Origin of the sequence: Paenibacillus terrae (genome assembly GCF_005217525.1) — a bacterium.
GTDB lineage: Bacteria > Bacillota > Bacilli > Paenibacillales > Paenibacillaceae > Paenibacillus > Paenibacillus terrae_C.
In genome coordinates, this window is sequence record NZ_PNXQ01000014.1 from 77334 (window position 1) to 94013 (window position 16680).

12 protein-coding genes are annotated in these 16680 nt (G+C 44.5%); 11 read left to right on the forward strand and 1 reads right to left on the reverse strand.

Going from position 1 to position 16680, the window contains the following annotated elements; all coding sequences use genetic code 11:
- The first annotated feature begins 24 nt into the window (after nt 1-24).
- From C1I60_RS15090 to tkt, 11 genes are all read left to right on the forward strand, one after another.
- Complete coding sequence (locus C1I60_RS15090) at nt 25-1461, forward strand: four-carbon acid sugar kinase family protein (protein WP_137062485.1); 1437 nt, start codon at nt 25-27, stop codon at nt 1459-1461.
- A gap of 62 nt (nt 1462-1523) precedes the next feature.
- Entirely contained in the window at nt 1524-2882 is a 1359-nt protein-coding gene (locus tag C1I60_RS15095; protein ID WP_137062486.1) for a GntP family permease, read from the forward strand.
- 225 nt (nt 2883-3107) lie between these two features.
- Complete coding sequence (gene licT, locus C1I60_RS15100) at nt 3108-3965, forward strand: BglG family transcription antiterminator LicT (RefSeq protein WP_137062487.1); 858 nt, start codon at nt 3108-3110, stop codon at nt 3963-3965.
- Between the two features lie 184 nt (nt 3966-4149).
- Nucleotides 4150-6009, forward strand: coding sequence for a beta-glucoside-specific PTS transporter subunit IIABC (locus C1I60_RS15105; protein ID WP_137062488.1), 1860 nt, complete (start codon nt 4150-4152; stop codon nt 6007-6009).
- Nucleotides 6010-6085: 76 nt separating this feature from the next.
- The gene (locus C1I60_RS15110; protein ID WP_137062489.1) at nt 6086-7495 is read left to right on the forward strand and encodes a glycoside hydrolase family 1 protein; all 1410 of its coding nucleotides are present in this window, start codon (nt 6086-6088) and stop codon (nt 7493-7495) included.
- A 142-nt stretch (nt 7496-7637) separates the two neighbouring features.
- Nucleotides 7638-8540 (forward strand): LysR family transcriptional regulator, encoded by a 903-nt coding sequence (locus C1I60_RS15115; protein WP_137062490.1) that lies wholly within the window; start codon nt 7638-7640, stop codon nt 8538-8540.
- A gap of 123 nt (nt 8541-8663) precedes the next feature.
- Entirely contained in the window at nt 8664-9803 is a 1140-nt protein-coding gene (locus C1I60_RS15120; protein ID WP_137062491.1) for a 5-methyltetrahydropteroyltriglutamate--homocysteine S-methyltransferase, read from the forward strand.
- A gap of 332 nt (nt 9804-10135) precedes the next feature.
- Complete coding sequence (locus C1I60_RS15125) at nt 10136-12181, forward strand: BglG family transcription antiterminator (protein ID WP_137062492.1); 2046 nt, start codon at nt 10136-10138, stop codon at nt 12179-12181.
- The gene (locus tag C1I60_RS15130; RefSeq protein ID WP_044647107.1) at nt 12178-12459 is read left to right on the forward strand and encodes a PTS sugar transporter subunit IIB; all 282 of its coding nucleotides are present in this window, start codon (nt 12178-12180) and stop codon (nt 12457-12459) included. The genes C1I60_RS15125 and C1I60_RS15130 overlap by 4 nt, the downstream gene beginning before the upstream one ends.
- A 15-nt stretch (nt 12460-12474) precedes the next feature.
- Nucleotides 12475-13833, forward strand: coding sequence for a PTS ascorbate transporter subunit IIC (gene ulaA / locus C1I60_RS15135; protein WP_137062493.1), 1359 nt, complete (start codon nt 12475-12477; stop codon nt 13831-13833).
- A 54-nt stretch (nt 13834-13887) separates the two neighbouring features.
- The gene (gene tkt / locus C1I60_RS15140; protein WP_137062812.1) at nt 13888-15900 is read left to right on the forward strand and encodes a transketolase; all 2013 of its coding nucleotides are present in this window, start codon (nt 13888-13890) and stop codon (nt 15898-15900) included.
- A 140-nt stretch (nt 15901-16040) separates the two neighbouring features.
- Here the strand turns inward: tkt and C1I60_RS15145 are convergent, their stop codons facing one another.
- The gene (locus C1I60_RS15145) at nt 16041-16385 is read right to left on the reverse strand and encodes a helix-turn-helix domain-containing protein (RefSeq protein WP_137062494.1); all 345 of its coding nucleotides are present in this window, start codon (nt 16383-16385) and stop codon (nt 16041-16043) included.
- Nucleotides 16386-16680 lie beyond the last annotated feature (295 nt).

The following is a 16680-nucleotide window of genomic DNA, read 5'->3' on the forward strand; positions in this document are numbered from 1 at the left end:
GAATTTGAATAAGGTGGAGATTACATGAATGTAAAAGCAGGATATACTTCGTTGTCAGCCCTTCAGGCAGAACTACCTTCCGAATGGGAAAACAAAGGGATGCGTCAGGAGATTCAACGGATAAATGACTCCAGAGGCCGGAAAATTATCGTTTTGGACGATGACCCAACAGGTGTACAAACAGTTCATGATATCGACGTTTTGACGCAGTGGGATGAAGAATTGCTTCGTGAAGCATTTGATTCCCCGGAAACACTCTTTTATATCCTGACCAATACTCGCGGGCTTGATGCGGAGACCGCAGAACGGATTAACCGCGAGATTGCTTGCAATGTACAGGCTGTTGCATCTGAAAAGGGAAAATCATTTACCTTTGTGAGCCGTAGTGATTCCATGCTGCGTGGATATTACCCGCTGGAAACGGATGTACTGGCAGAAGAAGTTTCACGTCAGAGCGGACGGAGCTACGATGGTCATCTGATCATTCCAGCCTTTTTCGAAGCTGGGCGCGTGACCGGAGGCAACACCCATTATATGGTGGAGAACGACACGCTGATTCCCGTACATGAGTCGGAGTTTGCCAAGGATAAAGTATTCGGCTATGAAAACGGCGATTTAACAGCATGGGTGGAAGAGAAGACAGAAGGCCGTATTCACGCCTCGGAATGTCTCGTCATTTCACTGGAACAGATTCGCAAGGGACCGGACGCTGTTCAAGAGATATTGCTGCAAGCCAAAGATAATGTGCCGATCATCGTTAACGTGCTTTCATATGCAGATATGGATGTGTTGTCACTGGGACTGCTGAAAGCAGAGGAGCAGGGGAAATCGTTCATTTTCCGTACAGCCGCTTCCTTTGTCAAATCATATGCCGGGATATCAGACCGGGATTACTTGCCTAAAGAACGTCTGATTGCAAGTGGACAGGAAGGCCATGGCGGTATTGTCGTCGTTGGTTCCTATGTTCAAAAAACAACACGCCAACTGGAGCAGCTACTGACGTATCCGGGTATTGTGGGTCTGGAAATTGATGTAGAGCGGGTGCTTGAGCCTGCGGGCTACAAACAGGAATTAAGCCGCGTCATAGAAGAAGCCAACAAACAATTGGCTGCGGGCAGTAATGTGGTTGTATACAGTAGCCGCAAGCTGATCGCAGTGAATAACAAAGCCGACAATTTCAAGATTAGCCAAACGGTATCCGGCGCATTGGTCGAGATCGTACAGTCGCTTGACATTGTGCCCAAGTTTATCATTGCCAAGGGCGGCATCACTTCCAGTGATGTAGCGACCAAGGGCCTTGCCATCCGCAAAGCGCGTGTACTTGGTCAGGTAACGGCAGGTATCCCGGTGTGGTTGACCGGAGACGAAGCCAAATTCAGCGGTATTCCGTATATCGTGTTCCCCGGGAATGTGGGCGGAGAACGGACATTGCTGGAAACCGTAGAGAAAATCGAAAACTAGCAGGGGGAACCCCTGTATTTTAACAACATAGAGAGCGCTTACTTAACTAAGGGGGTTATGTGATGTATTCCGTATTTGGACTCAGTCATGACGCAAGTTTGTTGTTGTATGCACTTATTTCTATTATCGGATTGATTGTACTGATTGCTAAAGTCAAAATGAACCCTTTTGTCGCGCTCATTGTCGGCGCTGTATTTATGGGTCTTATCGCAGGCATGCCGCTGAAAAGCATCGTAACGGCCTTTCAGGAGGGCGTAGCCAGTGTCCTAGGTTTTATTGCGATTGTGCTCGGTCTGGGTACGATGCTCGGTAAGCTGATGGCTGAGTCTGGTGGCGCGGAGCAGATTGCCAAAACGATGGTTCGGGTGTTCGGTGAGAAAAACGTCCATTGGGCCATGATGGTTGTCGCTGTTATCTGCGGTATCCCTGTGTTCATTCAGGTGGGTATCGTGCTGTTGTTCCCGCTTGTATTCGTGATTGCCAAGCATACGGGAACGTCGCTGATCAAAATCGGGATTTCCCTTGTAGCTGGATTGGCAGTCGTGCATAGTCTGATTCCGCCACATCCGGCGGCGATGCTGGCTGTAGGTATTTTTAACGCCAACATCGGTAAAACGATCTTCCTTGCGCTCATCGTAGCGCTTCCTTCCGCAGCCATTGCGGGTCCGATCTACGGAAGCTGGATTTCCAAACGTATCAAGGTGGAAACCTCCAGTGAATTGATGGAGCAATTTACAGAAACGAGAGAAAGAGAGCTGCCAGGCTTCGGTATTACACTTTTCACCATTATGCTGCCTGTTATTCTGATGCTCATGGCGACGATTGTTGATCTGATTTTGCCAGAAGCCAACGGCTTTAGACAGGTCATTGATTTTATCGGCAGTCCGATCATTGCGTTGCTGCTTGCCTTGTTGTTCTCGCTCTACTCTTTTGGTTATGCACGTAATTTCGACAGCAAACAGCTATTGAAATTTACGAACGATTGTCTCGGTCCGGTTGCTTCCATTATCTTGCTGATCGGCGCGGGCGGCGGTTTCAACAAGATTTTGACCGCCAGTGGCGTGGGTGACGCGATTGCAGGTTTTGCCCAGCATGCACATTTATCACCGCTTGTGCTTGCCTTCGTCATTGCGGGTCTGATCCGTGCAGCCGTCGGTTCTGCCACGGTAGCCATGACGACTGCGGCGGGTATTGTTGCCCCGATTGCGGTCACCATGCCGGGGGTAAGCCCGGAACTGCTGGTACTGGCTACAGGGGCAGGCTCGATCATTTTGTCCCATGTCAATGACTCCGGCTTCTGGATTGTTAAAGAATACATGAACCTGTCCGTACCGCAAACCCTGAAAACGTGGACGGTCATGGAAACCATTCTCGGGTTCAGTGCTTTCGGTATCGTGATGGTACTGAGTATCTTTATCTGACTTATATCATAATCTATATTTACCAAACGACTTTTAATCACGATTGTATTGTTATTCTGGTTTGAAAGCGTTATAGTAAAAGTAATTGAATGAAGGGGCAAATAACCTTCGGGATTGTTACTGGTTAGCAGGCGATACCCAAATAATGACTAATTATTTAGTCGTTATTTGGTTTTTTTTTGTTATTACAAACTTTGTCATTACATCAATGAGGTGAGTAGATATATGATCATCCGGCAAATATTTAACAACAATGTTATTCGGGCCGAAAATCAGGTTGGTCATGAATTTGTTGTCATAGGGAATGGTCTGGGCTTTAAAAAGAAAAATGGTCAGAGGGTCGATGAGGAAAAAATAGAAAAAACTTTTGTATTAAAGTCCGATAAAATTCCGCAAAAATTAATTGATCTCATTGGAGAAACATCTGTAGAGTATTTAAAGGTGGCGGATGAAATTGTAGGGAACGCGAAAAAGGAAATGGGAGATATTTTTAGTGATAACATTTATATCTCTTTGATTGATCATATTCAATTTGCTATCTCTCGGTACAGGAAATCCGTGGGACTAAAAAATTCACTTTTGTGGCAAATTAAAAAATTTTACAAAAAAGAATTTATGATTGGTATGAATGCACTGGATATGATCCACGCTCAATTTGGTATTCACATGGACGAGCATGAAGCAAGCTTTATTGCCATGCATTTTGTCAATGCAAGGCAAGACGGTCAGGGAATGAAGCAAACGGTTGAGATTACGGAGGTCATTGATGACATTTTCAACATTGTAACCGATTACTATCAGCTGGCATTGGATGAAACTTCATTCAACTATTCCCGGTTTATTACTCATTTACAATACTTTGCTCAAAGAATGCTGAGTAACGAACAAGAGCAACGAGCTTCAGGCGACAACTTCTTGTATGAGCAGGTCAAAGATAAATACACGAAGGCTTTTCAATGTACCCATTTGATTAATCAATACCTGGAAAGCAAGCATGAAAGCGCTATGTCGATTGATGAAAAGGTGTACTTGACGATTCATATACAGCGTGTGACTTCCAGAACCGATATGGCTGGTTCCTAGAAAAAAAAGCTTGCAAACGATTTCTAAGTGATTTATAGTAGGCTCACAACTTAAATATAAGGATTGTTACTGGTTAAGCAGGCGATACCTAAATGAATGGCAGTGATCATTTTCTTTGATTACACAGGCCTTTCGTTTAGGTATTTTTTTGTTTTCAGACAATCTGCCCAGAAGGAGAATGAACATGGACCATAAGAAAATGGGCGATGACATCGTACGCCTCGTTGGAGGAGAAGAAAATATTAACGGGCTTGTGCATTGTGCGACACGGCTCAGATTTGACCTGAAAGATTCAAGAAAAGCCGAAAGAGAAACGCTAGAGAAGCATGAGGGCATCATCACTGTTGTCGAAAGCGGAGGGCAGTTTCAAGTGGTTATCGGGAGCCACGTTGCCTATGTATATACGGAGATCATGAAAAACAGGGATTTTGGATCGGACTCTCCTGCGGCTGGTGAACCAAGCGGAAAGAAGAGATCGGTCATATCTACAATCTTTGAAGTTATTTCCGGCAGTTTCTCCCCGTTGATTCCGGTGATGGCGGGCTCGGGTATGCTGAAAGCACTCCTGACGGTTTTGACCTTGCTGGGGTGGATGTCTGCGACAAGTGATACCTATCTGATCCTGTCCGCTGCGGGGAATGCTGTGTTTTACTTCTTGCCGATTTTGCTAGGGATCACGCTCGGTATAAAGCTGAAGGCGAATCCTTATGTAGCAGGTGTCATCGGTGCGGCCCTCATGGAACCCAGCTTTACCGGGCTGATGGACAAAGGCTCTGATGTATCGTTTTTAGGAATACCGGTGGTCATGATGAACTACTCGGCCAGTGTTTTCCCGGTTTTCATATCCATCAGCATATATGCGTTGGTGGACAAGTTTTTGAAGAAGATCATTCTTAAGGATCTACAGCTTTTTTTAGTTCCGATGCTGGCTTTAATGATTATGGTTCCGCTATCTGCGATCGCATTCGGACCTTTCGGTACAGGGGTAGGAGATTGGATTTCTTCAGGTGTGACATGGTTAATCGGTGTAAGTGGCATTTTGTCAGGGATTGTTCTTGGTGGTTTTATGACCTTTATGGTCGTCTTCGGACTTCACTGGGGTTTTACGCCCATCACGATTCAAAATATCGGTGTTGGTGGTGATCCGATTGAAGCGATGGCTGCAGCAGCAGTATTTGCTCAAATTGGTGTGGCATTTGGTATTTTCCTGAAGGCGAAAAAAAATAAAACACTTAGAACTCTTGCGGGTTCCACGAGTATTACAGGATTGCTGGCTGGTGTGACAGAACCGATTGTGTATGGTCTGGTGCTTCGCTTTAAACGTGTCATTCCCATTGTCATTATCGCAGGGGCTATAGGCGGAGCCATCAATGGACACTTTGGGGTAAAAATGACGGCTTATGTTTTTCATAATATTTTTGCTATTCCAGTGTATACGCCAACCTTGATTTACGTGATTGCCATTTCATGTTCATTTATAGTTGCAACGGTACTGACCCTTATTTTTGGGTATGAAAGTAAGGTTAAGAAGGAGATCCCTGGCACGGTTGAATCCGTGAAAACAGAAGAGCCCGTGGCCGTCGACATCAAGAAAGAAACGATATACAGCCCGATCACAGGCAAGACTATACCACTGAGCCAAGTGAATGATTCTGCATTTTCTACAGAGGCCATGGGAAAAGGGTTAGCCATTGAACCGTCTGTCGGTGAGGTCGTAGCGCCGATAGATGGAGTCGTAACCTCGCTGTTCCCCACAGGACACGCGATAGGCTTGACTTCAAATGGGGGTACAGAGATATTGATTCATATCGGAATTAACACGGTTGCTCTGAAAGGGAAGCATTTTAATCCAGTGGTTAAAGAGGGCGACAGTGTGAAACAAGGCGAATTGTTAATCCAATTTGACAGGGAACAGATTATAGAAGCAGGATACGAAATCGTGACGCCTGTCATCGTTACACTTACTAAAAATAAAGTGGACGTATTCGAGACAAATCAGGAGCAGGTTCAGAAAAACGAAGTATTGTTAACTTTGGTTGTATGATATAGGAAAGCGTCATCATCACATACATGGATTGCGAACATCAGAAGGATATAACTATAACTGGAGGGACTATATCATGAAACATGATCAATTGAAGGCATTTCCCGAAGATTTTTTCTGGGGAGGTTCAACTTCCGCTTATCAAGTAGAGGGTGCATGGGACGAAGATGGAAAAGGCCCCTCTGTCATTGACATGGCTAATCACGTCGAAGGGGTCACTGATTTTAAGGTAACCAGTGATCACTACCATATGTTCAAAGAAGACGTAGCTTTGATGGCTGAAATGGGATTTAAAGCGTACCGTTTCTCTATTGCCTGGACGCGTATTTATCCACAGGGCGCAGGTGAAGTTAATCAGAAGGGAATCGCGTTTTACAGCTCATTAATTGACGAACTCATTAAATATGGTATTGAACCTATTGTTACCATGTATCATTTTGATCTGCCATATGCTCTTGAAAAACAAGGCGGATGGTCGAAGAGGGAGACGATTGACGCCTTCGAGCAGTATGCCAAAACGTTGTATGAGAACTTTGGAGATAGGGTGAAATACTGGTTAACCATCAATGAGCAAAATATGCTGATTCTCCATCCCGGCTCCATCGGAACTTTAGATACAAGCCTGGAAAATCCGCAAAAGGTACTGTACCAACAAAATCATCATATGTTAGTAGCGCAGGCGAAAGCGATGGTTCTGTGCCATGAGATGCTGCCTGATGCGAAAATAGGGCCTGCGCCGAATATTGGGGTCATATATCCGGCCAGTTCCAAGCCAGAAGATATGCTGGCGGCTGATAACTATGCAGCCATTCGCAACTGGCTCTATCTGGATATGGCGGTATTTGGTCGATACAATCACATTGCCTGGAGCTATTTGGTCGAAAAAGGATATGAGCCTGTCATTGAAGAGGGCGATATGGACATATTAGCGAAGGGAAATCCGGACTTTATCGCCTTTAATTATTACACCTCTCAAACCGTAGGAGAAAGCTTGGATGACGGAAATGATTTTTCACATACAGGAGATCAGCATGAAATTGTGGGTGAGCCTGGAGCATACCGAGGCTCGGTGAATCCCAATCTGCAAACGACGGAGTTTGGCTGGGAGATTGACCCGGTCGGTTTTAGATCCACACTGCGTCAAATTTATTCTCGCTACCATTTGCCTCTCATCGTGACAGAGAATGGTTTGGGCGCTTTTGACAAGCTTGAAGAAGGTGATGTCGTGAATGATCCTTATCGGATTGACTTTTTCAAGAAACATATCGAGCAGATTCAATTGGCTATTACAGATGGCGTAGACATATTCGGCTTCTGTCCGTGGTCTGCGATTGATCTTGTCAGTACCCACCAGGGCTCCAGTAAGCGGTATGGGTTTATCTATGTGGATCGGGAAGAGTTTGATCTCAAAGAATTGCGCCGTATTCGTAAACAAAGCTTCTATTGGTATCAAAAACTGATCGCCACGAATGGTGAAATTCGTTAATTAAAGCAGCAGTACAAGCACCTCCCTGAAATGGATGTTACCATTTTGAGGAGGTGTTATTTTGGGTCTAGGGGTTTCTTAAACAGCAGTGTTATCATATGTTATATAATAGAAGAAACACAAACGGAAAGGACACCATGCATTGACCTTACAACAATTAAAATATGTCATCGAGGTTGCCAATCGTGGCTCCATGAATGAGGCGGCAAAGCGGTTGTTTATTTCCCAGCCCAGTCTGTCGAACGCGATTCGGGATCTGGAGGAAGAAATTCATATCACGATTTTTGATCGTACCAATAAGGGTATTTCTTTGTCCAAGGAGGGTGTGGAGTTTCTCGGTTATGCGCGTCAGGTCGTCGAACAGGCGGAGCTGCTGGAAAGTCGCTATCTGGATGCCAAGCCTTCACCGCAGCATTTTTCCGTATCCACGCAGCATTATGCTTTTGCTGTAAATGCATTTGTGAATCTGGTGAATCAATATGGACAGGATGAGTATGAGCTGGCTTTGCGGGAGACGAAAACCCATGAAATCATACAGGATGTCAAAAGCTTGCGCAGCGAAATCGGAATCTTGTATTTGAACGAATTTAACGCCAAGGTCATTAATAAGCTGCTAAAGGATGCAAACCTGCAATTTAACAGCCTGTTTACCGCCAAGCCGCATATTTTTATCAGCACGAATAATCCGTTATCCCGGCAGTCCAGCGTGACCATCGACCAGCTTCATCCCTATCCGTATCTGTCCTTTGAGCAAGGGGAGTACAATTCCTTTCACTTCTCCGAGGAAATTCTCAGTACGTTGTCGCATCCGAAAAGCATTCGTGTCAATGACCGGGCAACTCTTTTCAATCTGCTGATTGGCCTGAATGGGTATACCATTTCTACCGGGGTGATCAGCGCGGACTTGAATGGTAATGAGATTATTTCTGTGCCTTTGGAATGTGAGGAATCTATTAATGTGGGGTGGATTTGTCATAAAAATGCTTCGCTCTCCAAGCTGGCTTCCGTCTATGTAGAAGCGCTGCATGAGGCGATAGGCGAGTAAAAAGTTTGGTATAGCTTTAGGCTATAACTAGCTATAGTTTATTGGAGTTACATTATAACTGAAAATGTGTGTTATCTTTCTTACAAGAACTTCACTACAGAAGCGAAAAAGGAGATAACCCTAATGAGCAGCATCCTTGACAATGCATCCCAACGAAAAGTGACCCCTTTCAGACATGATATGGTCGGCAGCTTTCTGCGTCCACAAGCGATCAAAGACGCCAGAATCAAATTTCAAAACAACGAAATCTCTGCGGATGAACTAAGAAAGATTGAAGACAACGAAATTACAAAGCTGGTAGAAAAGCAAAAATCCGTAGGACTTAAAGCTGTGACAGACGGCGAATTCAGACGCTCTTGGTGGCATCTTGATTTTATGTGGGGCCTGGATGGCGTGGAAAAGGTAGAGCTTTCGAACGGTTACCAATTCCAAGGCGTGGAAACAAGAGCGGAAACTGCACGCCTGACTGGTAAAATCGGTCACTCCCTTCACCCTTTCATTGAAGACTTCAAATTCTTGAAGCAAGTAGCAGGTGAGGATGCGATTGCACGTCAAACCATTCCGGCACCAGCACAGTTCCTGGCCGAGCTGTTGCGTGGAGAAAATAAAGAAACAACCGATACCTATTACAGCAATCTGGATGAGCTGGTGACGGATATCGCCAAAGCTTACAAATCCGTGATTCAAGCATTCTATAATGAGGGCTGCCGCAGCTTGCAGCTGGATGATTGCACATGGGGCATGCTCTGCGATAAAAACTATTGGGAAGCCAGACAGCATGCGGGTGAGAATGTGGAAGATACCAAAAAGCTGTTCGCCCGAGTGAATCAGGAAACCGTGAAGGATCTTCCAGCCGATCTGGTGGTTACGACCCACGTATGCCGTGGAAACTACCACTCCACCTGGGCATCCTCGGGTGGCTATGAGCCAGTTGCCGAAACTCTGTTCGGCATTGACAACATCGACGGCTACTACCTCGAATTCGATACCGACCGTGCAGGCGATTTCACACCGCTGAAGCATCTGAAAGGCCAGCAGCAGATCGTCCTGGGCCTCGTTTCCTCGAAAATAGGTGAATTGGAAGACAAGCAGACGGTCATTAACCGCATCAGGGAGGCCACTCAATTCGTGGACATCAACCACATCTGCCTCAGCCCACAATGCGGCTTCGCTTCGACAGAAGAGGGCAATATTTTGACAGAAGAGCAGCAGTGGAAAAAGCTTGCCTTCATTAAAGAGATTGCGGACGAGATTTGGAAGTAAGGGTTTAGGGGAATTGATTGGGTAGGTTCTTTAAACTAAAGATCCCGTTATCATAAAAAACACGCCACATGGGGCGTGTTTTTTTATTTTGGCGTGTGACTTAGCTTGCGTTTGAGCGCACCCTGTAGAGGGCATACCTGTTTTGTAGAATTATTGCCTTCCCCTCTACAAGTCACACTATTGATTTTACAGGAGCCTCTTGCCTTTCGCATGTAAGTAAAGGATGACATTTCAGTCCAATACACCTGCCAACATCACAACAAAGATTGGATTCAACAGCTATGATATGGCTCATAATTTTCATTTATAATAAGCACAAGGAGGCTCATAAGATGTTTGACCACAAGTCATTGCAATTGCTAACTCAGATGGTTAACTATCCGAAGTTGTCAATTCCGGAGTTGAGACTTCAATTGAATTTATCGCCTCGACAGTTTGAATATACGCTGAATAAATTAAATGCCGGACTAATTGAGTTGGAATTACCGAAGATTGAAGTAATTGAAATGGGGTTTAAGATTGACGAAAGAGTTAAGAAATACTGGAAAAATGAGGAGTTATCACTTGGTCGCAAGCAACTGGTTTTTCAAGAGAATGAACGACTGTATTTGATTTATTTATACACGTATATCCGGCGGGAGCCGATTTCGATCGTTCATTATCAGTCTTTGCTCCAGGTAAGCAGGAATACGGCCTTGGCAGATGTCAAAAAGCTACGTGCGCTTTGTCAGGGAGAAGGTGTCAAATTAGATTATAACCGAACGGACGGTTTTAAATTGGAGGGAGAAGAGCGTCACAAGCGGCGATTTGCATCGGTATGTATTGGGACACTATTACAGTTGCCGATGGGACGCCCGGGTATCAAGCAGGTGATGGATAGTTGGAAATATGAAGATGCGAGTACAACGATCAAGCAGCAATTAACCGATATGGCTCATGAGTATCAGGTCGTCTTTGTGGGCAACAGGCTGGATCAACTTATTTATGAGCTGTTGTTTCTGCAATTCCGCTATGGACGTAATGCACTGTTTTTGCCCGTTAAGCAAACAGAGTTAATACAACAACAACCACTCTTTCTAATGGGCAAGAAATTATCCGCTTATTTGTTTAATGAAGTGCATGAGATGGAGATCGTATATCTAACGATTCAATTATTGTCAGCTACGCAGGGCGTGCCCCATATTTATCCCAGTGAAGAGCTGAATTATGTATCTGACGAAATTATCAGGGAAGTAGAACGCCTGACCCTAGTACCCTTTAAAGAAAAACCTATTTTGCAATCGATCTTGTACAAGCATCTGGTACCAGCTTACTTTAGGATTATGTGTGAAGTGCCTTTATCTAATCCTTTAATTGACACTATCAAAGCAGAACATGATGCCCTGTTCAAACTGGTCAAGCAAGCGTTGAAGCCATTGTCTGATTTTACAGGGGAGTGGATCTCGGATGAAGAGGTTGGATACTTTACCATTTTGTTTGGGGGGCATGTCCGCAGATTAGAACTTGAACCTAAAGTATACCGGGCTACAATTGTATGTCCAAACGGGATCAGTTCCTCCATGATGTTACGGACGCAATTGTGTCAGCTATTTCCGGGCGTGCATTTTACGGAATCACATTCGGTTGCAGAATTAAAAAAGATATCTCCGGATAGCTATGACATGATTTTTTCTACTATTTATTTGGAATCATCCAAACCTGTTTACTTGACTCGCCCATTATTAACCGCATTAGAAGAAGATTATTTGCAACAAGCTGTTGCTGCTGATTTTGATCTGCCCGTACCTTCTGCGGTGCCCATAGATGAATTAATGGCTACCATACGGAAACATGCCACGATTAAAAGCGAAAAAGCACTTTATACAGATTTAACAAATCATTTACGACAGATGCGTTCAATTGAAAGGAGTCATTCCCCTATGTTGTCCGAGCTTTTAACTGTAGATAAAATTCGATTCACGGATGCTCCCCTGGATTGGAAGGAAGCGATTCAACTAGCAGCCAAACCATTAGAGGAACAGAACTATATTACACCTGACTACACACAGGCAATGATTAACAGAGTTTTGGAAATCGGTGCTTTTATTCATGTCGGCAAAGGAATTGCTATCCCACATGCAAGGCCGGAACAAGGTGTGCAGAAATTGGGGATGTCGCTGTTGCGAGTGAAAAAACCGGTGTTGCTGCTTGATCAGCCGGAGCATGCGATTGATATGTTTATTTGCCTAGCGGCGATTGACAATAAGTTGCACTTAAAGGCGCTGACGGAATTGACTTCGTTTCTGGTCAACGACGATTCGTTAAACCGTTTGAAAGAAGCTACAACGGCGGACGAAATTATAGCCATGATGCAAAAAAAAGGAGACGATAAAAAATGAAAATTTTAACAGTTTGTGGTTCTGGTCTGGGAACAAGCTTTATGGTGGAAATGAATATTAAGCAGCTATTGAATGAGATGGGCGTAGAGGGTGTGGAAGTAGATCATTCCGATCTGGGTTCCGCTACGCCTGGGAGCGCAGATGTGTTTTTTCTTGCCAGAGACATTGCTGAAGGCGGAGCGAGCCTGGGTGATGTGGTCGTTCTGGAAAACATTATCGATCTTGAGGAATTACGCACAAAACTAACAGCAGTCTTACAAGATAAAAATCTATTGTAAGGAGAATTGGCCCATATGAATAAAGCTTTGAATATACTGATTAACGTTTTGAGTGAGCCGTCTGTGCTAGTTGCGTTGATTGCTTTGGTAGGGTTGCTGGCTCAGCGGAAAAATCTCTCGGATATCCTGAAGGGAACGACCAAAACGTTTGTAGGATTTCTTGTCATCAGCGCAGGCGCAGGTGTTTTGCAGCAAGCTCTTGCCCCTTTTGGCGATATGTTTAAAGCAGCGTTTCATGTAAGCGGTATCGTTCCAAATAATGAAGCTATTGTGGCTCTTGCCGTGAGTAAGTATGGTTCCTCCACCGCATTGATTATGTTTTTTGGTATGATTGTGAACCTGTTGATTGCTCGTTTTACACGATTTAAGTACATTTTTTTAACAGGTCATATTACGCTATATATGTCATGTATGATTGCTATCATTTTATCAGTGAGTGGTTTCACATCCGTCTCCCTTATCCTTTTTGGAGCGCTGACTGTAGGTATTTTCATGTCGCTTTCTCCAGCCGTTGTGCAGCCATTTGTCCGTAAATTAACGGGCAATGACAATGTGGCTTTGGGGCATTCTGGCGCGGTCGGCTTTGCTATTGGCGGGCTGGTAGGTATGGCAGTGAAAGGCAAGAAAGACATTGTATCCACTGAACAAATCAATTTCCCTAAAGGACTCGGCTTTCTGCGGGACAGTACGGTCAGTATTGCGTTAACGATGGCGGTCTTCTACATCATTGTAGCCCTTTTTGCAGGTCCGGCTTATGTCGAAAGTCACTTGAGTAACGGGAAAAACTATATTTTATTTGCGCTACTTCAGGCAGGGTTGTTTTCTGCAGGCGTATTTATCATCTTGTCGGGTGTACGTCTGGTCTTGGCTGAAATTGTACCGGCATTTAAAGGGATTTCCTCGAAAATTGTACCGAATTCCAAACCGGCGCTGGATGTCCCTATTGTTTATACCTATGCTCCGAACGCGGTACTGATAGGCTTTTTCTCCAGTTTTGTGGGGGGGATTGTCAGCATGCTCATTCTGGTTTTATCCGGCGGGATTGTTATTTTACCTGGGGTTGTCCCGCACTTCTTCACAGGAGCAGCAGCAGGAGTGTTTGGAAATACCATGGGCGGTGTGCGTGGCGCCATTTTAGGCGCATTTGTGAACGGAGTGCTCATCAGTTTCATGCCCATTCTATTAATACCTGTTTTAGGGGATCTCGGGTTAGCCAACGCAACCTTCTCCGATTCCGACTTTGGTGTAGTGGGGCTGTTCTTGAGCGGGCTAAACCAGATGGGTGGAAAAACGATAACGATGATCGGGATCGGTGTGGTGCTGCTCATTATGATTTTGGTAAGCCTGAAAAAGCCGAAAAGCAGTGCGCAATAAACAATATAAATGAACACTATAAAAAACGAGGATCAGGAAGAGAGGACAAACTTTATGAGATTTGACCAGCAAGACCTTCAAGCCGTTATGGCCATCCGAGCATTATCTTTAGACGCGATTGATGAAGCAAACTCCGGGCATCCCGGATTACCTTTAGGAGCAGCACCTATGGCTTATGCTCTTTGGTTACAGGCATTACTTGTAAATCCCAAAAATTCGCGATGGGAAAATCGGGATCGGTTCGTTCTGTCTGCTGGCCATGGATCCATGCTCCTTTACAGTTTGCTTCACTTATCCGGTTTTAATGTGACGATTGACGATTTGAAGAAATTTCGCCAGCTAGGTTCCCGAACGCCCGGGCATCCAGAAGTCGGACACACCGACGGTGTGGAAGCGACGACGGGACCCTTGGGACAAGGGGTGGCGATGGCTGTTGGCATGGCATTGGCAGAACGGCATTTAGCAGGTTTATATAATAAGGAGTCATTTCCGATTGTGGATCACTACACATATTGTTTGTGCGGAGATGGTGATTTAATGGAGGGCGTGGCTAATGAAGCGATCTCTCATGCCGGCCATGAGCAATTGGATAAATTAATCATGCTATACGATTCCAATGACATATCGCTGGATGGAGAACTGAGTCACTCTTTCTCAGAAAATATAAAACAGCGGTTTGAATCCAGTGGGTGGCAACATATCCTGGTTACAGATGGGAATGATCTTACCGAGATTACTGCAGCGATTGACTTGGCACGAGAAAATCATACACAACCTACAATTATTGAAGTGAAGACTGTGATCGGGTATGGCTCACCGCATGCCGGTACGCATAAAGTTCATGGTTCACCTCTGGGAGAAGCAGGAACGGCTGCGGCAAAATTGAGCTATCAATGGGAACTACCGGCTTTTACCGTATCAGAGGAAGTATATACCCTTTTTCGTGAAAAAGTAGCAGCTCGTGGTGCCAAAGCCGAGGCTGAATGGCAGGCTCTAATGGTGAATTATACGGAAAGTTATCCAGAACTGGCTAAACAGTTTCATGACAGCTTTACCAATACACTGCCCGTAGATTGGGAAAAACCATTGGCTGATTACGAAGCAAGCTCAAGTAAAGCAGGACGAGATACCGGCAGCGACATCTTGAACTTGATTGCACAGCGAGTCCCTTATTTCTTTGGAGGTTCAGCTGACTTAGCGAGCTCCAATAAGACATTAATTGCAGGAGATGAACGTTTTTCTAAATCAGCCCCAGCAGCACGTAACATTTGGTTTGGTGTACGTGAATTTGCGATGGCAGCTGAAATGAATGGCATAGCACTGCACGGTGGGTTAAAGATTTATGGAGGAACTTTCTTTGTATTTTCCGATTATTTAAAAGCAGCTATACGCTTGGCGGCCATTCAGCAACTTCCAGTGATTTACGTACTAACCCATGACTCTATTATCGTAGGAGAAGACGGGCCTACCCATGAGCCGATTGAGCAACTGGCAGGATTGCGTGCGATGCCGAATTTAAATGTAATCCGTCCCGCAGACGGCAATGAAGTGATCGCTGCCTGGCATGTGGCGATCTCATCAGTTTCAACACCGACAGCACTTGTCCTTACACGTCAGGCTCTGCCGATCCTTGCAGGCAGCTCTGAAAAGGCGTTGGAAGGTGTGAAAAAAGGCGGATATGTTTTAGCGCCTGCTTTCAAAGAAGTACCAGATTTGCTGTTAATCGCAAGTGGTTCAGAGGTGAGGCTGGCTGTCGAAGCACAGAGTATCTTGGAAAACGAAGGCATTTCAGCATCTGTCGTAAGCTTACCGAACACATCTGTTTTTGATCAGCAGGACGAAGCTTACAAAGAAAGAGTCTTGCCCAAAGCAATACGTGCCCGCGTCGGCATTGAAATGGGGGCAAGCTTTGGCTGGGAACGCTATATCGGACTGGACGGAAAGATGTTAGCCATTGATCGTTTTGGCGCATCCGGTAAAGGAACCGAAGTTGTAGAAGCCTTTGGCTTTAACGTACCCAATATTGTTGCTTTAGCGAAAGAGGTACTTGCTGAATTAAGGAAATGATAGGAAATTAGAAACACTGAAAAGACGCAAACACGCTACTAAGCAGTACTCAAAAAAGTCGTTCATTAGATCAATCTGATGAGCGGCTTTTTTGATATGTTTCTACACGATGTAACTGAACCACGTATGCGTGCGTGTCATTATTCATTGTTTAAAATCTCTTTAACAATATTTTTCGCTAGCTTAATTTTTTGAGGGTTTGACTTTCTAAGCAATGTTAGTATTTCATTTAGTTCGGCTTCATGCTTTGTAACCTTAATTTCCTCATTTACATAAGCAAAAAGCTGAATCAAATTAACATCCAGTGCATCTGCAATTTTAGCTATATTCAATAACGATACGTTCTTTTCCCCACGTTCAATCTGCCCTATGTATGAAAAATGAAATCCACCTTTTTCTCCAAGCGATTCCTGAGACAAGCCCTTTTCTTTTCGCAAAGCACGTATCCTGGCACCCACTAATTTGAGAACTTCTTTATCGTCCATCTTCTACACCTCACTTATTCTAAAAGTGTAGACAAGATATCTAAAGGAAAACATTAAATGATGAATACAATAAATATTAATGATATCTATAAGTATTATTTTGGGGTATAATGAGACTAATATTGAAATTCTCTGGAGGAATAGATATGAAAAAAAATCCTTCTACCCTTAACCGAAGCCATACCCAACCATCCAGACACGAGCAACACGTATACCATTCAATAACCGATTTCCACACCCTAGCCCAATACCATATGAAACTAGCCAAAATCCTGCAAAAGCACAACCAACTCCA